The sequence below is a fragment of the Brenneria sp. hezel4-2-4 genome (genome assembly GCF_013155275.1).
Taxonomy (GTDB): Bacteria; Pseudomonadota; Gammaproteobacteria; order Enterobacterales; family Enterobacteriaceae; genus Brenneria.
Window position 1 is genome coordinate 30,452 of the sequence record NZ_JABJXS010000012.1, and the last position, 18,278, is coordinate 48,729.

Genomic DNA, 18,278 nt, shown 5'->3' on the forward strand with positions numbered 1-18,278 from the left:
CTTACTTCAGCAGCCGCACTTTACAGCTTTTTCCTTTGATTTTTCCCTGCTGCAACTGTTGCAGCGCGCGTTTGGCGCTGGCTTTGCGGATAGCAACATAGGCGTGCACCGGAAACATATCGATTTTGCCGACCTCCGCCGCGGTTAAACCCGCATCCCCGGTTAAGGCGCCGAGAATATCGCCCGGGCGGATTTTGGCTTTACGACCGCCATCAATGCACAGCGTTATCATTTCCGGCTCCAGCGCCGTCACCTCACTGCGGCTGATTTCCGTCGTCGGCGCCCAGTCAATGCGCATCCCGAGGTAATCTTCGAGCAGATGAGCGCGGCTCATTTCCTGTGGGGTGCACAGGCTGACGGCAAGCCCTTCCATACCCGCGCGCCCGGTTCTGCCGATACGGTGAACATGGACTTCCGGGTCGAAAGCCAGCTCAAAATTCACCACCAGTTCCAGATCCTTAATATCCAGACCGCGGGCGGCGACATCAGTAGCCACCAGCACCCGACAGCTGCGATTGGCGAAACGTACCAGAACCTGATCGCGATCGCGCTGCTCCAGATCGCCGTGCAGCGCCAGCACGCTTATGCCACGCGAATCCAGCGCTTCAAATACGCTCTGACAGTCGCGTTTGGTGTTACAAAACACCACGCAGGAGGCGGGTTGATAGTGGCTCAGAATGGCAATCAGCAGCGGCAGACGCTGTTCCTTGCCGGTTTCATAAAAACGCTGCTTAATGGCAGGCTCATTCCCCTCGTCGGCGACGTCGACATTCACCGGCTGACGTTGCACACGGGCGCTGATACGCTCGATTTCCGCCGGATAGGTGGCGGAAAACAGCAACGTCTGACGATCGGACGGCATATAGCCAATCACATCATCAATCGCCTCGGTGAACCCCATATCCAGCATGCGGTCGGCTTCGTCCAGCACCAGCACTTTCAGCGACGCCAGAGACAACGAACGCTTGCGCAAATGATCCTGAATACGCCCCGGCGTGCCCACCACAATATGCGGCGCATGAACCAGCGAGTCGATCTGATGCCCCATCGGCTGCCCGCCGCACAGGGTAAGGATCTTGATATTCTGCGCAAAACGGGCCAGACGACGCAGTTCTTTACTCACCTGATCGGCCAGTTCCCGGGTCGGGCATAACACCAGCGCCTGAGTGGTAAACTCTCCGACCACGATGTGATTGAGCAAACCAATGCCAAATGCGGCCGTTTTACCGCTTCCGGTTTTCGCCCTGGCGCGAACATCGGCGCCGCTCAGGATCGCGGGCAGCGTAGCCGCCTGTACCGGCGTCATGGCGGTATAACCCAGCTCATTAAGGTTGGATAACTGCTCGGACGGCAGCGCGAGGGAAGAAAAAGAGGTTGTGCTCACAATGATTACTCTTATTACCAAAGGCAACATAACGAAAGGCGACGCCAGTTCGGCGAACGGCGCGTGATTTGCCGCAATAATAACAGAGATAGCCGCCCTTGCCCGATTTACCTGGCAGTCAGTGATGAAAACAACGGGGAAGCGCCATTTTCAATGGCGAATATCGCCCTCCTGCCGATAACAGGCGATAGTCAGCCGGCCGCCGCGCTTCGTAACGCTTTTTAGTGCTGTTTCCGTAAAGATAGTGCTAAGAACCTCTTGAATTATATCCCTCACTCGGCGTAGATTTAGCGCCGATCCCGTCATAACAGGTGTGAACCCTGGTAATGACAACGGGAAAGTGTTTCCCTGCCGTCACATGACGCACGGCGTAACATTTTCCTTTCCATAATAAAACGCACAATCGGGATCGTTGCTGGCGTAGTGTCTGCTGGAGAATATATCGGTGAAGTATTTTTTTATGGGGATCTCATTCTGTCTGGTTGTCTGGGTAAGCACGTTTATACTGATGGTGGAATAATTCATCACTCTCTGACGGCGAACGTTAAGTGGTACAGGGGCAGGATGTAAAGCGTACAAAAAACGGAAACCAATAAACGGAAGTCACGCGACAAATTATGCGTCGATCGTCCAGATGCAAAGAAACGGGCTGCAAAGCATGTCTTTCGGCCCGTTTTTTATGCGTGTCACGCCGGTTTCTTGATTATCAACGCCCTCGCATCAGCGCAGCAATAACATCACTACGCCCCCCAGCGCCAGCCACGGCCCAAACGCCAACGGCCGATCGCTATTTTCCCGTCGCAACCTGCGCCACAGAACCGTCACGACTAACCCGCTCAGCGCGGCAATCAACACCAGATTAGGCAGCGCCCGCCATCCCAGCCAGCCCCCCAATGCCGCCAGCAGTTTAAAATCACCGTATCCCAACGCGTCTTTTCCGCGCAGAAGCTTAAATCCCCAGAACAGCAGCCAAAGGGAGAGATAACCGGCCGCCGCCCCGATAACGGCGTCTTCCAGCGGCGCAAAGGTTTCGGACAGGTTAAACAGCAGCCCCAGCCACAACAGCGGGAGCGTCAGGCAATCCGGCAACCACTGCGTGTTGATATCAATGGCGGCCAGCACCAGCAAAAAAGACCATAAAATCAACGTTCCCCATAACATCGCCCCAGGCGGCCACAGCGCGCCCGCCGCAAGAAAGGCCAACAGGGTAAGCAGTTCAATCAACGGATATTGTCTGGAAACCGGCTGCCGGCAGCAACGTGATCGCCCACGCAGCCATAGCCAACTGACAAGCGGGATATTGTCTGTTAGCGCCAGCGACTGCCGGCAATGAGGGCAGCGAGAAGGCGGCCACCACAGGTCAAAACGCGGCTCCTCGTCAGACGGCGGCATAGCCAGATGCATCCGCGCTTCATTCTTCCAGCGGCGTTCCAACATGATCGGCAGGCGAAAAATAAGCACATTCAGAAAGCTGCCCACCATAAGCCCGACTAACGCCAGCGCACCGAGCCACCAAAAAGGAAACCCTTGCGCAAATATGATCACCCCTTCCATGTTTAACCCCGGCGATAAATAAAAAGCGGAATACGTGAATGCTGACATAATCGACATCCCGCGCCAACCGCGGCACGCCCTCTTATTGAGCGGCTGCGAGCCGCCACGCAATTATTTCGGCAACGGCTTCCGAATGTGCCATGCACAATACCGTGTCAGTGGCGTACTGGACTGCATTAGCTTTCATCAGCGCGCTCCAGCACCAGCTTGGACACCTCGACGCTGCCGGGAGAGTGCGCCACGGCAGACACCTCCAGCGCCGACGGCCGTATCCCATGTTGCTGTTCCAGTTCCGCCAACCAACCAATCAGTGAATTGAAGTCGCTGCGCCCCAGCGTCACCGCAACCTGATCTCCCTGCGGCTGTAACCGGACAATCGCCAGACCGTAGCCGCTGGCGCGCTGCGACACCAGCATCGGCAGGCTGACGTCGCGCTCTCCGGCAGGAAGCTGCCGCGCCTGTGCTACCGCGGGGGCGTGTTGCAGCATCCAATCAATCGTCTGCCGCTCTCGCGTAATAGTGCGCAGCCACTGGTTTTCACGCTGAACCCAAGGTTGCCAGAACAGCGAATACGCCGGATAGAGCATCAGCAGACTCGCGCAGATCGACAGCAGGAGACGTTCACGCAGGCTCATCGCCTGCCAGCGTTGCCGCAGTGAATTCATGGCTTGCCCCTCAACGTCAAACGCCCTTCGACATATTGATTTTCCTGTCTCATATCACCGCTCTGCACCTGATAATAGACCGCGGACTGCTGCTGAAACTGCTCCAGCGCCTGATAGGACATCGCCCTTATCGTCAACCGCAACGCCGCCCCATCGTAAGATAAGGACTGGATTTGAACGCCGCCGTTCTGCGTCAACAGCCGTTGCAGCGGGGTCAACTGCTCCAGCAGACCGGGCGTCCCCTTTGTCGCCACCGCCTGTTGCAGATGCTGCTGCATTTGCGCCCGGGGATTCACCACCCGCGTCTCTGTCGGAAAAATCTGCTGATAAACGCGTACGCTTTCCTGACGCCACCGCTCCGCCTGTTGATAGAGCTGATAGTGCGTCCATCCTGCCTGTCCCATCAGCAGCAGCAAATAACACAGCGCGGCGACGGCGACGCCACGCCAGGGCCGCAAGGCAAGACGCCACGACGTCGCCGGGGCAAACTCGCCTTGTTGCAAGTCTGCCGGCGCGCGCGGCAACGGCGTTTTCGCCGCCAGTTGGAACAGATCCGTCTCCGGCCGCCGCCGCCACTCGCCTGCGGGCGCTGTTGCGCTATAGCTGTCCCCCTGCGGCGCAGGTGAAAAAGCGCCTAACAGCGCGTCGCTCCAGGATGACTCCACGGCCATCGCCAGACCATTCTCCCGCCGGAACAACCATAGATCCCGATGGTTTAAGGCGCTCCATCCATCCTGAGGCCGGGGCAACACCCACGCATCCGGCAACAGCGTATCCGCGACAATCCCCAACGCCCGGCACTGCCGTTGCCAGTGCCGCATTGTGCTTTTTTCCACCACGGCAATCGTTCCCTCATCGCCTTGTTTCTCAAGCACGGCAAAATGCAGTTGTTCTACCTCGGTAGCGAATTGATCCTCCAGGATGAAAGGCAGCGCCTGCGCCAGTTGACGACGCGCCAGCCGAGGCAACGTTACCCGATGCAGCGTAACCTCGGTTGCGGGCGCCAGCACCCGGGTGACGCCCGCCGGGGAGAAACCGGCCAGCGCATGACGCGCCTGTTCGATATCGCCGCTCCCCTGCGCCAGCACGGCGTCTTCCGTCTGCGAGCGCACCTGCCATTCAATCTCCCCCCGATCGTCTGCGGGGAGACGGACGATCAGACAAGGCCCGCCGCCATCCCGGGCTGGCCGCCGCACGCCGGGCGGCGTTGCCGCGCGCAGGTTTGCAATCCACCGCCGCCATGCCGGTTTTTTAAACCCCAAATGTGCTAACACGCCGTATTTCCAACGGCGATGCTTTCCGTCGCGCCTATCCGCCTTATTCATCGATCCACCGTTCTGTAGCCGCCATACTGCCGCCGCACCACCAGCGCATTATGGCCGCTGAGGTGAAACAGGCTACGCTGATAAAAATCACTGTCGCCTACGCGCACAGACAACTGCGCAAAAAACCATTCGCTTTTCACCGCCAGCACCGTCAACGCGGTATTGTTGCCGCCGGGCAACTGGCCGGTTTGTTGCAGCGCCGCCAGACTGTCCCAGCCGTCAGTCGGCCTTTGCTGTAATAAGGCTTTCGCCTGCGAGCTTGTCATTTGGTTGAGAAAAAGCGCCGCCAGCAACGGCGCCTGCGACTCACGGAGCGTATTGACGTTGATTCTCATCGCCTCCGACGACAGTACGCAAACATAGGGCTGCAAGCGACGATACAGCCCGCTGTCCATGCCATACACCGCCCGTAACTCGCTGATTTCACTCATGGCCTTATTGGCCGGCCGATAAGGAGCGGGCAGCGAGGCATACGCCTTGTCTTCCGCCCCGTTGGCCAATGGCGAACCGTCGCTATCGATCCAGTCCCGCACGGCGGCGGTGATCTGCGCGGCCCGGGCCGGCTCTTCGCCCAGATTTTCTAATAACAGTAGAAAAACGCGTGCCGGATAAGGCGCCTTCGCCCCGCCAACGTCATTGCCGATATTCTGGTTGATGGCATTCAGATTGAAACAGGCTTGCCCGTCCTGTATCGCGGTATGGATCTCCCCGCCGTCTACCGCAAACTGACGATCCTGCTGCGCCCAATTCTGCGCCAGATGAGTATGTTCAGGCTCCGCCAGTTCGTCGCGCAGCAAAATCTGCCCCGCCATGGCTTCCGCCCCCAGCGCATACCATTTGGCCTGTTGACGGCTAAGCTGATTGCCGGTACGCAGCAGCGCCTTGCCGCTGCGCTCGGCAATCGCCGCCGCCACCGTGACCATCAGCGCCAGTATCAACAGCACCACCAACAGCGCAACGCCGCGCTGTCGGGATTTCATTTAACCGCCCCGCCGGTAATAAAAAACAGCCGCGACACCTCGCCGTAATCCCGCAGGGTGAGTACCACTTCAAGGCCCTGCGGCAACGTGTCGCGGCTATCCCAGCGGTCATGCCAGGTTTTATCGGCGTAAAAACGCAGGCGAAATCCCTCGACCTGCGTCAGCACCGGCCTGACGGCGGGCTCCTGTCCTTCAATGGGATCGGCGTACTGATAGGACAGGCGTTCAAGGATGTTATCGCGTAACCGATAGGCCACCGGCTGAAGCTCCGATCGCGGCAGCAGGCCGAGCGGATTAAGCCAGCCGCTGCGCATAAAGCTGATACCCCAGTCATCGCTCTTTGACCGATCGCGATCGGCATACAGCAACGACGTACTGCCGCGGCTACCGCGGGCAATCATCTGCGAAAAATCGCCGTCCATCTGGGTGAACGCACGCTGTAGTTCAGCCAGCCGCTGTTCTTTGCGCTGCGAGATTTCATCGTTGCGCACCACCCCATTCAGCACCTGAAAAGCGCTGAGGCTGAGGGCGGCGAAAATAGCCAGCGCCAACAGCATTTCCAGCAGCGTGAACCCCTGCTGCCGGCGCGCCGGCGCGCATCGCCTGACGTCCATTACGACTTCACCACATAGCTGCGCAGCATCCCAAGCGGCGCCTGCTCATCTTTTCGCCGCCGGACTTCCACATCCAGCGCCCGCAACTGCGTATCGCCGGTTTCTATCCCCTGCCAGCGCCAATACCAGCGTTCACCGGCAAATAGCGTTTCACCGTTAACCCAGTGGGTTTCCGGCCAGCGCTGTTCCAGCCGCAGTTGCACCTGTTGGTTCTCCGCGATCCAGCCGGCAAAGGTTTTTTCCTCCAGCCGGCCGAGGCTGCGGGCCTGCTGCGCCGTGGTTTGCAGCACCGCCAGTCCGGCCAGCGCAAAAACGGTTAGCGCCACCAATACCTCCAGCAGCGTCATGCCCTGCTGTCTCATGGTTTTTCTCCCTGAAGCAAAGACGTCCGCACCACGCCGCTGGCGTCAACCTCCAACCAACTTGACGCTGCGCGGCCCCCAGTGACAAACAGCAGCCTGAACGGGGTAATTTCCCCACCGGGGAGGATCAGAATACTTGGCTCCCCCGAGTCCTGAGCCGGCGTTTGCGCGGCGTGCTTTCCGCCGGCCGGCAACAGCTCAAGACGCACGGTGTCCGGCAGAACGCCCGCCGGCATCACCCGATAAGGCTGCCACGGACGCCAGCCGAATCCCTGCCAGCGCCCGGCGTCGCCAACCGACGCCGATTCAGTCTGCCGTTGCAGTTGGAGAAATTGCCAACCATCGGGCAGGATACGCACCCCCAGCACGGTTTCATTCATCTGGCTGGTTTCCGCCGCAAAATCCAACTGAGCCTGAAAGCGAGCCAACTGCCAGTCGCCGTCGCTCTTACGGTCGGCGGGAAACGCCATCGCCACCAGGCTGGCGGCGATACCGGCCAGCAATACAACCAGCATCATTTCCAGCAGAGTAAACCCCCGCTGACGCCCCGACGCCGGGTGCCTCATTGTCCGTTCATCGCGCGCCGCGCTGTTGTTATTTAGCGCCGACATTCCAGTTGCCGATGTCATCGTCCGTGTCCGGCATGCCATCCGGCCCGAATGAGAAAATATCCAGCTTGCCGTGCTGGCCGGGGTTCAGTAACTGATAGTCCGCGCCCCACGGGTCCTGAGGTAAACGGCGGATATAGCCATCGTCGGGATAGCTGCGCGGCTCCGGCGATACGCTGGGTTTTTTCACCAGCGCATTCAGGCCCTGCTCCGTGGTCGGATAGCGGTTATTGTCCAGCTTGTACATATCCAGCGCGCTTTCCAGCGCCACAATATCGCTGACGGCTTTTTGTCGATCCGCTTTCTCTTTATTGCCCATCAGATTGGGCACCACCAGACTCGCCAGCACGCCGAGAATGACGATCACCACCATGATTTCCAACAAAGTAAAACCTCGCTGACGTTGTTGCATCCTGACTTTTCCTCGCTCAATTATTGGGTTTTCTATACGCTCATTAAGGTATTCAGTTGCAGAATGGGCTGTAATATCGCCAGCACAATGAACAGGACAATCGCCGCCATGCCCACCACCAGCAGCGGCTCAAACAGCCCCAGCGCCAGCGTCATCTGCCCGCTGAATTCGCGCTCCTGATTGTCGGCGGCCCGCTCCAGCATGTCGCCCAGTTCACCGCTGCGTTCGCCGCTGGCGATCATGTGCCGCATCATGGCGGGAAACAGCGCCGTCTGTTCCAGCGCCTTGTGCAGACTGACGCCCTCACGCACCGCATCCGCCGCCTGCGCCAGCCGCTGACGGGCATAGTCGTTGCTCATCACATCGCCGCTGATGCGCATTGCCTGCAACAGCGGCACCGCGCTGGCGTTCAGGATGCTCAACGTGCGGGCGTAACGGGCGGTGTTCAGCCCGCGGGCAATACGCCCCACCAGCGGCAGATAAAGCAGCCGCCGATGAAAGCCGATGCGCCGTTCCTCCTTACGCAGCAGCGCCCGCAGGGCGACGATGCCGATAGCCAGCGCCAGCAGCGCCCACGGCCCGCCGCTGCGCACCGCGTCGCTGATCCCCATCAGTAGCCGGGTGGAGAGCGGCAGTGTCTGTTTCATATGGATAAATTGCTCGACGACCTTCGGCACCACCGCCGACAGCAAAATGCCGACCACCGCCACGGCGACCACCGTCAGCACGCAGGGATAAATCATCGCCTGTTGGATGCGGCTGCGCAGTTGCTGACGCTGCTCGGTGTAATCCGCCAGTCGGTTCAGCACGATATCCAGATGCCCGGATGTTTCACCGGCGGCCACCATTGCGCAGTACAGCCGTTCAAAACTGCCGGGAAAACATTTCATGGCATCCGCCAGCGAATAGCCTTCCATGACTTTGCCGCGAATTGCCGCCATCAGGTGGCTTAAATGCGGCTTTTCACTCTGCTTCGCCACCGCGTCCAGCGCCTCTTCCAGCGGCAGCGCCGCCGCCACCAGCGTCGCCAGTTGCCGGGTCAATAACGCCAGATCGGCGGTGCCGATGCGCTGCCTGCGTCTGAGGGAAAATGCCGGCGAACCGGACGGGGAGCGGTCGCCCAGACGCTCATTAACCGCCAGCGGCATCAGGCCGCGCTCCCGCAGCAGTTGACGGGCCTGCCTGGCGGAATCCGCCTCCTGACTGCCCCGACATTTCTTCCCCTGGGCATCCAGCGCCCGGTAGTGATACAGCGCCATATCATTCCTCTTTGGTTACGCGGATCACCTCTTCCCAGGTGGTCAGTCCGGCCAGCACTTTTTCCCGGCCATCCTGCCGGATGGAGGTTCTGTCCGCGCCCAGCATCCGCGCAATCGCCACCTCGCCTTCGCCGCGGTGAATGGCCGTTCTTACCCGGTCATCGATCGGCAGCAATTCATGAATGCCGATACGGCCCCGATAACCGGTGAAATTGCAGCGCGTACAGCCGACGGGCTGGTAGAGACGGATGTCGCTCGACACCCTCATTTGCCGCGCCTGTTCGGCGGCGATCGGTTGCTGTCGACGGCAGTCGGGACACAGCGTACGCACCAGGCGCTGCGCCAGTACCGCCAGCAGCGACGTTGACAGCAGAAAAGGCTCCACGCCCATATCCTGCAAACGGGAAAGCGCCCCCAGCGCGCTGTTGGTATGCAGCGTCGACAGCACCAGATGACCGGTCAGCGAGGCCTGAACCGCAATCTGCGCGGTCTCTCTGTCGCGAATCTCCCCCACCAGCACCACATCCGGATCCTGACGCAGAATGGCGCGTAGCCCGCGGGCAAAGGTCATGTCGACTTTGGCGTTGACCTGCGTTTGCCCGATGCCTTCCAGTTCATATTCTATGGGATCCTCCACCGTCATGATGTTGCGTTCCGAGGCATTCAACCGGCTGAGCGCCGCGTAAAGCGTGGTGCTTTTCCCTGAACCGGTCGGCCCGGTCACCAGAATAATGCCGTTAGGCCGGTGAATCAGCGTCTCCAGCCGCTGCTGATGCGTCGGCGACATGCCCAGCGCGGCCAGATCGAGCTGTACGCTGTTTTTATCCAGCAGACGCAACACCACGCGTTCGCCATAGCTGGACGGCAAGGTGGAGACGCGTACATCGATAGCCCTCCCGCCGATGCGCAACGCCATGCGGCCATCCTGCGGGATACGTTTTTCCGCAATATCCAGTTTCGCCATCACCTTGATGCGCGACACCAGCAGCGACGCCAGTTTGCGTTGCGGACGCAAAATTTCCCGCAACACCCCATCGACGCGAAAGCGGATTTGTAAGTAACGCTCATAGGTTTCGATATGGATATCGGACGCTTTGTCTTTGATGGCTTCGGTCAGCATGGCGTTGATAAGACGGATGATGGGCGCGTCGTCGTCGGTATCCAGCAGATCGTCGCTGTCCGGCAGCTCTTCCGCCAGCGTATAAAAATCCATTTCATTACCGATATCCTCCATCAGGCGCCTGGCCTCTTCAGAGTCACGCTGATAGCTCACCACCAGCCGCCGTTCAAACTCCTCGGCGCTCACCCGAACAATGCTGAGCGGACAGCCCGCCACCCGTCTGGCTTCCAGCAGCGCGCAAGCCGACGTCTCCGCCACGCAGACAGCCTGACGGCTCTCATGCTCCGCGCCTTGCAGCAACAGGATTTTCTGCGCCCGCGCATAGGCGAAAGGCAAGATTGGACGCCCATCCGTCATGTCGGGCGCAACCTCGCTCACTGCTGCCCCGCGGGATAAAACGTCAGGATCGCCGAATTCACCTGACGAAAAGTGTAATCATTGCCGCCCGCCGGCAAACGCAGTATCTCGTCGGTCAGCGTGCCTTCACCGTGGGTGACATCGCGCTGCCGCTCCTGCTCCTGACTGAACGCCCGGTATTTCTCCGAAGAGGCACTCTGATACTGACTGCGATCGCGAATAATCGAGGGACGGATAAACAACATCAGATTGCGCTTTGCCACATGACGGCTATTGGAGCGAAACAGATGCCCCAGCAACGGGATATCGCCGAGCAGCGGCACTTTGTCCGCGGTTTCGCGGGTGCTCTTATCCAGTAATCCGCCGACAACCACGGTTTCGCCGCTGCTGACCAACACCGCGTTATTTACCGTGCGGGTGTTAAAGGTAACGCCCAGATCCGAACTGCTGTTGGAGGCCGAATCCGCCACGCTGGAAACCTCCTGTTCGATTTCCAGCAAGACCGATTCCCCTTCGTTAATCTGCGGTTTAACCTTCAGCTTGATGCCCACGGTTTTACGCTCGACGGTATTGAAAACATTATCGCCCGACGTAGTCTGCGAGCCGGACAAAACCGGAACCTCCTGACCGACGTTGAATGTCGCTTCCATATTGTCCAGCGTGACGATACTGGGCGTCGCCAGAATATCGTTCTTAGTGTTGCTGGACAGCGCGGTCAGCAGCATCGCCCAGTTTCCCTGATAAAATCCGGCGGTGATGCCGTTAAAACTGTTAAGCGCGCTCGCCACTGTGCTGTTGATCGTGCCGTCCTGCCGGTATCGATCGGCGCCCGCCACCATCACGGACGTGGGTAGGCCGGTATTGGTAAACTGGGTCATTCCGGCGTGCTTGTTGCCCCACTGAATGCCCAGATTCAGTCCGTCAGCATCCTGAACCTCGGCAATAACCGCTTCCACCAGCACCTGTGGGCGCCGAATATCCAGTTGGGTAATCACCTGCTCCAGATCGCGCATCACATCCGGCGCGGCATTGACGATCAGCGCGTTGGTCTGCGCATGCGCCTTGATGGAAATATCCTTACTCAACGCCGGCAGCGCATTCTGCTGTTCGCTCTTGATGCTGTCGCCGACGCCGGTGAGCACCTCTACCAGGTCGGTGGCTTTGGCATACTTGAGGTAAATAACTTTGGTATTTCCCTGTACCGCCTGTTGTCGGTCAAGCTGCCTGATCATATCGATCACCTGCTGTCGCGAATTCGACTCACCGCGCACCAACACCGAGTTGGTGCGCTCATCCGCCACCACGTTTGCCGACATCACGCCCGCCATGGCCGACTTCTCATCCGTCTTATTCAACTCCGTCACCATCTTCACCACTTCCGGCGCGGATGCGTAAGCAAGGGGGATCGTCGTCACATGGCGATCGCCGGTCTGGTCGACACGTTCGACGATAGACATCAGGCGCTTTATCACCGCGGCGCGTCCGGTCATCAACAGCACGTTGGACGGCTCGTAATGCACGACGCTCCCGGCCCCGGCGTTATCATTCAACTGACTCAGCAACGGCGCCAGATCGCGGGCGGCAACATTATTGACCGGCACAACGCGCGTAACCACCTCATCCCCGATACCCGGTCGATCGTCGCTGGCCAGCGGCATAGAGGTATTTTTCGCCTCCTTCGAACGGATGATTTTTAATACGTTGTTGTCCGTCGGCACCACGGTAAAACCATAGACATCCAGTACGCTGAGGAAGAACTGGTAATATTGCTCCTCATTCATCGTGTCATAGCTGCGCACCGTGATAGTGCCGCTTACCGAGGGATCGATAATCACGGTTTTATTCAGATTCTTGCTGACGGTATTAATAAATTCCTGAATATCCGTCCCTTTAAAACTGGCGGAGAATTCAGCGCCCCATCCCAATGAGGATGCCATCAGCAGCATGCTGAACCCCAGCCGCCGCCAGCCTTTCCGTCGTCCTTTGCTAACCACTTAATTCTCCCCGTCCATTTGCAGAAAAATATCCTGTCGTTCTCCGTTACGTTCGACAGTCAAACTAAAGGCGCTCAGTTCAGGCAGTTGAATCATCGCCTGCCGAGCCTGCTCCGCATCGCGTAAATCCAGGTTGTTCAACATCACCGCGAGATCGTTATCCTGCAAGCCCGCGCGGTAAAACGGCCCGCTGTCTCTGCCCGGATTGAGCCGATAACCCGCCAGCATGCCGTTGGCCGTCACCGGTGAAGCGGTAAGGTAATCCGTCGCCAATAAAGGCGGTTTATTTTCCGATGGGTCATCAGACGTTGCCCGGACGGGCTGTGTCTCATCCGTCGCCACATCCTGATATAAACTCAGCGCTTCATAGCGCCCCTGATTCTCAATCACAATGCGATCGGCCAGAATCGTCACAATGCTGGCCTCAGTGCCGGGAATGCTATCGCCTACGCCGAGACTGTACTGCTGGCTGTCTTTGGCGATAATGGCGATGGACTGCGTGACATCGTCACTGAGCAGAATACCGGTCAGGCTGAGCGTTAATGAGGTCAGGGGAATATCCGCCGCCGAAAGCGGTATCGCGGCGGCGTGGGTTTCAGGGGGACGGCCAAACAGCGTAAAACCGCTGGAGATAACCGGTTTTTCTTCGGCCTGAACGGCCGTTATGGTTATGCCGGGGGCAGGCATGTCCTCGGTCTGCCGTATGCGCCAGACCAATACAGCCAGTTGCTGGCAGATCAACAGCAGGAATAAACCAAACAGAGCGCGCCGGATAAGCGCGGGCGATAAAATTTGACAGGCCAAAGCCCCTATTCGTGCACGTGGCATAGTTAATCGTCCGTAATCACCTCAAGCCTGAGACCGAGATGAATGCCTAATTCCATTTTCCATTGCGGTTTTACGGGGGTGATTTCATCAACGACTCGACATCAGCGCCCTACCACTGCTCATTAGCAAATCTTTAATCTTATGATTTAAATCATGCCTAAAAAATCAGGATGCCGAAATACCATTTAATGCGGTATGTTTAAAGTTAATAGCAACACAATGAAAATTAATGGATATTAACAATATTACTTGACGTTGATTTATAACAAGACCTATCGCCAGGCGCACTGATAAAAATCAATCATTAGTTATAATTATGTATTGTGACAATAAAAGGCGCCAGCGCACGGTTAAATGTTGAGCACTGGGTTTCTTTTGACGTACTGTCTTTCAATAACGCCTGATACAAACTTTCGCTGCGCTGCGACAACAGTTGGTCGTTTGGCGCCTCCCACCCTTTTTGTTGAGCAACGGTCAATACCGCGCTATTGATGATGGAATCATCCGGTAAATCACTGCGATTGCATTGGTATTTCAGGTATTTAGTCGCCGCCGCCAGCGATGATAACTGATTCAGCCGATCGTTGACCGACGCAGTGCTTTCGTTACCCGTCCCGGTTCCCTGCCGGGCAGCGTTTCCGGCATGCTGACACCCGGACAGAATGACACAAAGTAGCGTAAAAACAGATAATTTGAATAGCGATAACGACATAGCACAATTCATCCTGGTTGAAATTAATGGTGTGCATTCTAACAAATGAGAAGTCTCTGTCACTTAACGATATCGGCGAGATGCCGGAAGAAGAGAAATGTGATGCACAACGATACCCCGGTCGGCGGAGCAGACCGGGGAAAGAATTCAGACTGCGGAGGACTTGCTTACAGAAGATTTCGATGCCGGCAAAATACCATCCGCGCGGAACATCGCCTTGATACCGCGAACGGCCTGCCGGATACGATCCTGATTTTCAATCAGCGCGAAACGCACGTGGGTATCGCCATAGTCGCCAAACCCGATTCCCGGCGACACACACACTTTCGCGTCAGACAGCAAACGTTTGGCGAACTCCAGCGAACCTAAGTGCGCATAGGCTGGCGGAATTTTCGCCCAGACATACATGGAGGCTTTCGGCTCATCCACCATCCAACCGGCTTCATGCAAACCGCGAACCAGGACATTGCGCCGTTGACGATACTGCTCGGCAATATCCAGCACGCACTGCCGATCGCCTTCCAGCGCCGCAATCGCCGCCACCTGCAACGGGGTAAATGTCCCATAGTCATGGTAGCTTTTGATACGCGCCAGCGCGTTGACCAGTTCTGGATTCCCCACCATAAAACCGATGCGCCAACCCGCCATATTATAGCTTTTCGACAGGGTGAAAAACTCAACGGCAATCTCTTTGGCGCCGGGCACCTGCATAATCGACGGCGCTTTCCAGCCGTCATAGACGATATCGGCATAGGCCAGGTCGTGAACCACCAGCACGCCGTACTGTTTAGCCAGCGCCACCACCCGCTCGAAGAAATCCAGCTCGACGCACTGCGCGGTCGGATTGGACGGGAAACCCAGAATCATCATTTTCGGCTTCGGAATACTTTCGCGGATCGCCCGCTCCAGCTCGTTGAAAAAATCCACGCCTTCCACCAGCGGCACCGAACGCACCTGCGCTCCGGCAATGACCGCGCCATAAATATGAATCGGGTAGCTTGGATTCGGCACCAGTACGGTATCGCCGTGATCCAGCGTCGCCAGCATCAGATGCGCCAACCCCTCTTTAGAGCCGATGGTGACGATTGCTTCGCTTTCAGGATCGATATCCACCTGATAACGATCGGCATACCAGCGAGAAATGGCCCGGCGCAGACGCGGGATCCCTTTGGAGGTCGAATAGCCGTGCGTATCCTCACGTTGCGCCACCGTACATAATTTCTCTACGATATGCGGAGGCGTCGGGCCATCAGGATTACCCATACTAAAATCGATAATGTCTTCGCCGCGACGACGGGCGGCCATTTTCAATTCAGAGGTAATATTGAATACATAAGGGGGAAGACGATCGATGCGCGTAAAACGACGCGGAGAAGTAGAATCAGCCATAACATCCTCAAAGTAACGTGAGCGCCCGGACCGTCCGAGCGACGCCTGGCCCGACTGACGAGCCTGTCGTTTAAGCTATCTCAGATTAAGTACTCTGTCGATATGGCATAGCATAAAATTTTTACTGTCCGTGGGTATCGCTCTGTCTTCATTACCCCGGGCCAGAAGAGACGGACAACCACGTCAATCCCAATAACATGCATTTATTATGACGCACCGATCAATGTCATTAATTATTTTAAAAAAACATGGCGATAGTATTAGAAAGATTGATATTAAAAACACATAATCACCAAGGTTTAATTAACAAATTAAAAACAAAAAATAACGATGCATTATTTTGGGGCCCCGCAATAAGTCAACTCACCAAAAAGGCGCATCGACGGCAAAAATAAAAAACAAACAAAACATTTAAAATCAAAAAGATAAAACAATTTTCCCGACACCTTTATTTTATTTATTTATAAAAAACCGCAACATTGAAAAATAAACGCCAATAACAATATTTAATATTACAAAAAAAGCAAAATCTTGAATTTAATTTCAACGAAAATGCAAAAAATCAGAATTTATCACTTAGTAATAGTTGTTATTGACAATTATATAGCTATGGCTATTATCAATTAGCAAGACCGTGTTTCCGCCCAATAAAGTTTTTATCCAAACGCTTTATTAATCACTTACGCTCTGGTACTTACGAGGATGAATAATGGATATCAGAAAACCTTATTTATTATTCCTTGGCGATGCCCACGATCAGTTAGCGGCAAAAGTTGCTATCGGGATTAAGCAGTGGCATCCGGAATATTGTGTTGGCCAATACCGCATGGAGGGGTGTCACGCCGACTGTAATTTACCCGATATGGACATCAGCGCCGCCCGTGCGGCGGGTGCGCAAACGTTGGTTATCGGTGTCGCCAACCGTGGCGGGATCATTTCAGAACAATGGATCGCCGTGTTGCGCCAGGCGCTGGAAAGCGGCATGGATCTGGCCGCCGGTCTGCATAACCGTCTGGCTGATGTACCGGAACTGCGCGAACTGGCGGCAAAACTTGGTCGTACGCTGTTTGACGTTCGCCACCCGTCGCAAACCTTCCCGGTGGCCAACGGACGCAAACGCGCGGGTAAACGCATACTGCCGGTCGGCACTGATTGTTCCTGCGGAAAAATGTACACGGCGCTGGCGATCGAAAAAGAAATCTTATCCCGCGGCGGCAAGGCGACGTTTCGGGCCACCGGTCAAACCGGGATCCTGATTAGCGGATCCGGCGTAAGTATCGATGCCGTAGTATCTGATTTTATTGCCGGCGCGGTCGAAACCATTGCTCCGGAAAATGACGAAAATCACTGGGATGTGATTGAAGGCCAGGGGTCATTGTTCCACCCTTCTTTCGCCGGCGTGACCACCGGTATTATTCATGGGGCACAACCCGATGCGCTGGTGCTCTGTCACGAGCCTACCCGTAAAACCATGCGTGGCGTCGACTACCCTATCCCCGAACTCGCCGACTGTATGGCCCTGAATTTATCGGTCGCCCAGCTAACCAATCCTAAAGCCCGTTTCGTCGGGATCTCCATCAATAGCGCATCGCTCAGTGAAGAAGACGCTTTGCGGTTGATGGCTGAGATTGAGAAAAAATTCGGTCTGCCCGTTGTGGATCCTTTCCGTCAGGGTGTCGGACGCATCGTTGACCAATTGGCAGACTTATGACCGAGTTAGAACTGTTCCATGAAAGCTGGCCGCTACAGGATACCTTTACTATTTCACGCGGTAGTAAAAGCCAGGCGGATGTGGTGGTGGTCGCGCTCCACGCCGGCAACGTAACCGGCTATGGCGAATGTGTTCCTTATGCCCGTTATGGCGAATCCATCGAGAGCGTAATGGCGCAGATCGCCGCACTGCGCGACGATATCCGCCAGGGGCTGGATCGCCAGCAGCTGCAAACCCGGTTGCCGGCGGGCGCGGCGCGGAATGCAATCGACTGCGCCTTTTGGGATTTGGAATGCAAGCAGCAAAACCAACGCATCTGGCAGCGCCTGAATTTGCCGGTTCCGGGCATATTGGAAACGGCGTATACCTTATCACTGGACACGCCGGAGCGGATGCGGCAGGCGGCGCAGCAAAACGCCAGCCGTCCGCTGCTCAAGCTGAAACTGGCCGACAAAGACGATCTGGCCCGGGTCGCCGCGGTACGCAACGGCGCACCGTCGGCGCGCTTAATCGTGGACGCCAATGAAGGCTGGGATGCCGAACTTTATCTGAAACTGGTGCCGGAACTGGCTGCTTTGGGCGTCACGATGATCGAACAGCCGCTTCCCGCCGGGAAAGACCGCATACTGGCTGAACTACCGCATCCGATCCCCCTTTGCGCCGATGAATCCTGTCATGACAGCCATTCACTGACGGCGATCGCCGGGTGTTATGACATGATAAACATCAAGCTGGACAAAACCGGGGGGCTGACCGAGGCGCTGCGACTGCGCGACTGCGCGCTGGACCAGGGTATGCAGATTATGGTTGGCTGTATGGTAAGCACCTCATTGTCAATGGCCCCGGCCTTTATGCTGGCTCAGGGAGCACAGGTTGTCGATCTGGACGGCCCTCTGTTATTACAGCGTGACCGAACTAACGGGCTGCGTTATGACGGTAGTGAAATACACCCATCAGAAGCGGCACTGTGGGGATAAAATGCGTTAAGCTGCATTGAACGACTA

The 18,278-nt window shown here is 56.8% G+C and carries 18 protein-coding genes; 3 read left to right on the top strand and 15 right to left on the bottom strand.

The features are described 5' to 3' along the window. Position 1: 1 nt before the first annotated feature. Positions 2–1,384 (bottom strand): ATP-dependent RNA helicase DbpA, encoded by a 1,383-nt coding sequence (dbpA, locus tag HOY33_RS17710; protein ID WP_172291461.1) that lies wholly within the window; start codon positions 1,382–1,384, stop codon positions 2–4. A gap of 460 nt (positions 1,385–1,844) precedes the next feature. On the opposite strand from dbpA, the gene ypdK reads away from it, so the two are divergent. Further along, on the top strand, positions 1,845–1,904 hold the full coding sequence (gene ypdK, locus HOY33_RS20850; RefSeq protein WP_199377238.1) for a membrane protein YpdK: 60 nt from the start codon (positions 1,845–1,847) through the stop codon (positions 1,902–1,904). 200 nt (positions 1,905–2,104) lie between these two features. On the opposite strand, the gene HOY33_RS17720 is transcribed toward ypdK, so the two are convergent. The 14 genes from HOY33_RS17720 to alaC form a co-directional block, all read right to left on the bottom strand. Continuing rightward, positions 2,105–2,938 (bottom strand): A24 family peptidase, encoded by an 834-nt coding sequence (locus HOY33_RS17720; RefSeq protein WP_172291515.1) that lies wholly within the window; start codon positions 2,936–2,938, stop codon positions 2,105–2,107. Positions 2,939–3,114: 176 nt separating this feature from the next. Beyond that, positions 3,115–3,603, bottom strand: coding sequence for a type II secretion system protein GspM (gene gspM, locus HOY33_RS17725; RefSeq protein ID WP_172291462.1), 489 nt, complete (start codon positions 3,601–3,603; stop codon positions 3,115–3,117). Then, positions 3,600–4,928, bottom strand: a complete 1,329-nt coding sequence (gene gspL / locus HOY33_RS17730; protein ID WP_172291463.1) for a type II secretion system protein GspL — start codon at positions 4,926–4,928, stop codon at positions 3,600–3,602. Before gspL ends, gspM begins: the two co-directional genes overlap by 4 nt. Next, positions 4,925–5,908: a type II secretion system minor pseudopilin GspK gene (gspK, locus tag HOY33_RS17735; protein WP_172291464.1), complete on the bottom strand. Its 984-nt coding sequence runs from the start codon at positions 5,906–5,908 to the stop codon at positions 4,925–4,927. The genes gspL and gspK overlap by 4 nt, the downstream gene beginning before the upstream one ends. Continuing rightward, positions 5,905–6,522: a type II secretion system minor pseudopilin GspJ gene (gene gspJ / locus HOY33_RS17740; RefSeq protein WP_172291465.1), complete on the bottom strand. Its 618-nt coding sequence runs from the start codon at positions 6,520–6,522 to the stop codon at positions 5,905–5,907. The genes gspK and gspJ overlap by 4 nt, the downstream gene beginning before the upstream one ends. After that, positions 6,522–6,884: a type II secretion system minor pseudopilin GspI gene (gene gspI / locus HOY33_RS17745; RefSeq protein ID WP_253906990.1), complete on the bottom strand. Its 363-nt coding sequence runs from the start codon at positions 6,882–6,884 to the stop codon at positions 6,522–6,524. The genes gspJ and gspI overlap by 1 nt, the downstream gene beginning before the upstream one ends. Continuing rightward, a complete protein-coding gene (gspH, locus tag HOY33_RS17750; RefSeq protein WP_172291517.1) occupies positions 6,881–7,450 on the bottom strand; it encodes a type II secretion system minor pseudopilin GspH in 570 nt (189 codons plus the stop codon). The genes gspI and gspH overlap by 4 nt, the downstream gene beginning before the upstream one ends. Before the next feature lie 28 nt (positions 7,451–7,478). Continuing rightward, positions 7,479–7,904: a type II secretion system major pseudopilin GspG gene (gene gspG / locus HOY33_RS17755; RefSeq protein WP_172291466.1), complete on the bottom strand. Its 426-nt coding sequence runs from the start codon at positions 7,902–7,904 to the stop codon at positions 7,479–7,481. 32 nt (positions 7,905–7,936) lie between these two features. Then, positions 7,937–9,163 carry a type II secretion system inner membrane protein GspF gene (gene gspF, locus HOY33_RS17760; RefSeq protein ID WP_172291467.1) on the bottom strand — a complete coding sequence of 409 codons (1,227 nt, stop codon included), beginning with the start codon at positions 9,161–9,163 and terminating at the stop codon, positions 7,937–7,939. Position 9,164: 1 nt separating this feature from the next. After that, a complete protein-coding gene (gene gspE, locus HOY33_RS17765) occupies positions 9,165–10,640 on the bottom strand; it encodes a type II secretion system ATPase GspE (protein ID WP_172291519.1) in 1,476 nt (491 codons plus the stop codon). 17 nt (positions 10,641–10,657) lie between these two features. Next, on the bottom strand, positions 10,658–12,586 hold the full coding sequence (gene gspD, locus HOY33_RS17770; protein WP_172291518.1) for a type II secretion system secretin GspD: 1,929 nt from the start codon (positions 12,584–12,586) through the stop codon (positions 10,658–10,660). A 48-nt stretch (positions 12,587–12,634) separates the two neighbouring features. Next, positions 12,635–13,462, bottom strand: a complete 828-nt coding sequence (gene gspC / locus HOY33_RS17775; protein ID WP_172291468.1) for a type II secretion system protein GspC — start codon at positions 13,460–13,462, stop codon at positions 12,635–12,637. A 304-nt stretch (positions 13,463–13,766) separates the two neighbouring features. Next, the gene (gene gspS, locus HOY33_RS17780) at positions 13,767–14,174 is read right to left on the bottom strand and encodes a type II secretion system pilot lipoprotein GspS (RefSeq protein ID WP_172291469.1); all 408 of its coding nucleotides are present in this window, start codon (positions 14,172–14,174) and stop codon (positions 13,767–13,769) included. Between the two features lie 147 nt (positions 14,175–14,321). Then, a complete protein-coding gene (gene alaC / locus HOY33_RS17785) occupies positions 14,322–15,563 on the bottom strand; it encodes an alanine transaminase (RefSeq protein ID WP_172291470.1) in 1,242 nt (413 codons plus the stop codon). Between the two features lie 709 nt (positions 15,564–16,272). Here alaC and dgcN point away from each other — a divergent pair. Both dgcN and dgcA read left to right on the top strand, forming a co-directional pair. After that, positions 16,273–17,274, top strand: a complete 1,002-nt coding sequence (gene dgcN / locus HOY33_RS17790; protein WP_172291471.1) for an N-acetyltransferase DgcN — start codon at positions 16,273–16,275, stop codon at positions 17,272–17,274. Further along, complete coding sequence (dgcA, locus tag HOY33_RS17795) at positions 17,271–18,251, top strand: N-acetyl-D-Glu racemase DgcA (protein WP_172291472.1); 981 nt, start codon at positions 17,271–17,273, stop codon at positions 18,249–18,251. The genes dgcN and dgcA overlap by 4 nt, the downstream gene beginning before the upstream one ends. Positions 18,252–18,278: the final 27 nt, after the last annotated feature.

Bases quoted from the DNA above. Each gene is read 5' to 3' on its own strand.
- HOY33_RS17720 (WP_172291515.1), bottom strand. From the start codon at position 2,938: ATGGAAGGGGTGATCATATTTGCGCAAGGGTTTCCTTTTTGGTGGCTC.
- gspM (WP_172291462.1), bottom strand. From the start codon at position 3,603: ATGAATTCACTGCGGCAACGCTGGCAGGCGATGAGCCTGCGTGAACGT.
- gspL (WP_172291463.1), bottom strand. From the start codon at position 4,928: ATGAATAAGGCGGATAGGCGCGACGGAAAGCATCGCCGTTGGAAATAC.
- gspK (WP_172291464.1), bottom strand. From the start codon at position 5,908: ATGAAATCCCGACAGCGCGGCGTTGCGCTGTTGGTGGTGCTGTTGATA.
- gspJ (WP_172291465.1), bottom strand. From the start codon at position 6,522: ATGGACGTCAGGCGATGCGCGCCGGCGCGCCGGCAGCAGGGGTTCACG.
- gspI (WP_253906990.1), bottom strand. From the start codon at position 6,884: ATGAGACAGCAGGGCATGACGCTGCTGGAGGTATTGGTGGCGCTAACC.
- gspH (WP_172291517.1), bottom strand. From the start codon at position 7,450: ATGAGGCACCCGGCGTCGGGGCGTCAGCGGGGGTTTACTCTGCTGGAA.
- gspG (WP_172291466.1), bottom strand. From the start codon at position 7,904: ATGCAACAACGTCAGCGAGGTTTTACTTTGTTGGAAATCATGGTGGTG.
- gspF (WP_172291467.1), bottom strand. From the start codon at position 9,163: ATGGCGCTGTATCACTACCGGGCGCTGGATGCCCAGGGGAAGAAATGT.
- gspE (WP_172291519.1), bottom strand. From the start codon at position 10,640: ATGACGGATGGGCGTCCAATCTTGCCTTTCGCCTATGCGCGGGCGCAG.
- gspD (WP_172291518.1), bottom strand. From the start codon at position 12,586: ATGCTGCTGATGGCATCCTCATTGGGATGGGGCGCTGAATTCTCCGCC.
- gspC (WP_172291468.1), bottom strand. From the start codon at position 13,462: ATGCCACGTGCACGAATAGGGGCTTTGGCCTGTCAAATTTTATCGCCC.
- gspS (WP_172291469.1), bottom strand. From the start codon at position 14,174: ATGTCGTTATCGCTATTCAAATTATCTGTTTTTACGCTACTTTGTGTC.
- alaC (WP_172291470.1), bottom strand. From the start codon at position 15,563: ATGGCTGATTCTACTTCTCCGCGTCGTTTTACGCGCATCGATCGTCTT.
- dgcN (WP_172291471.1), top strand. From the start codon at position 16,273: ATGGATATCAGAAAACCTTATTTATTATTCCTTGGCGATGCCCACGAT.
- dgcA (WP_172291472.1), top strand. From the start codon at position 17,271: ATGACCGAGTTAGAACTGTTCCATGAAAGCTGGCCGCTACAGGATACC.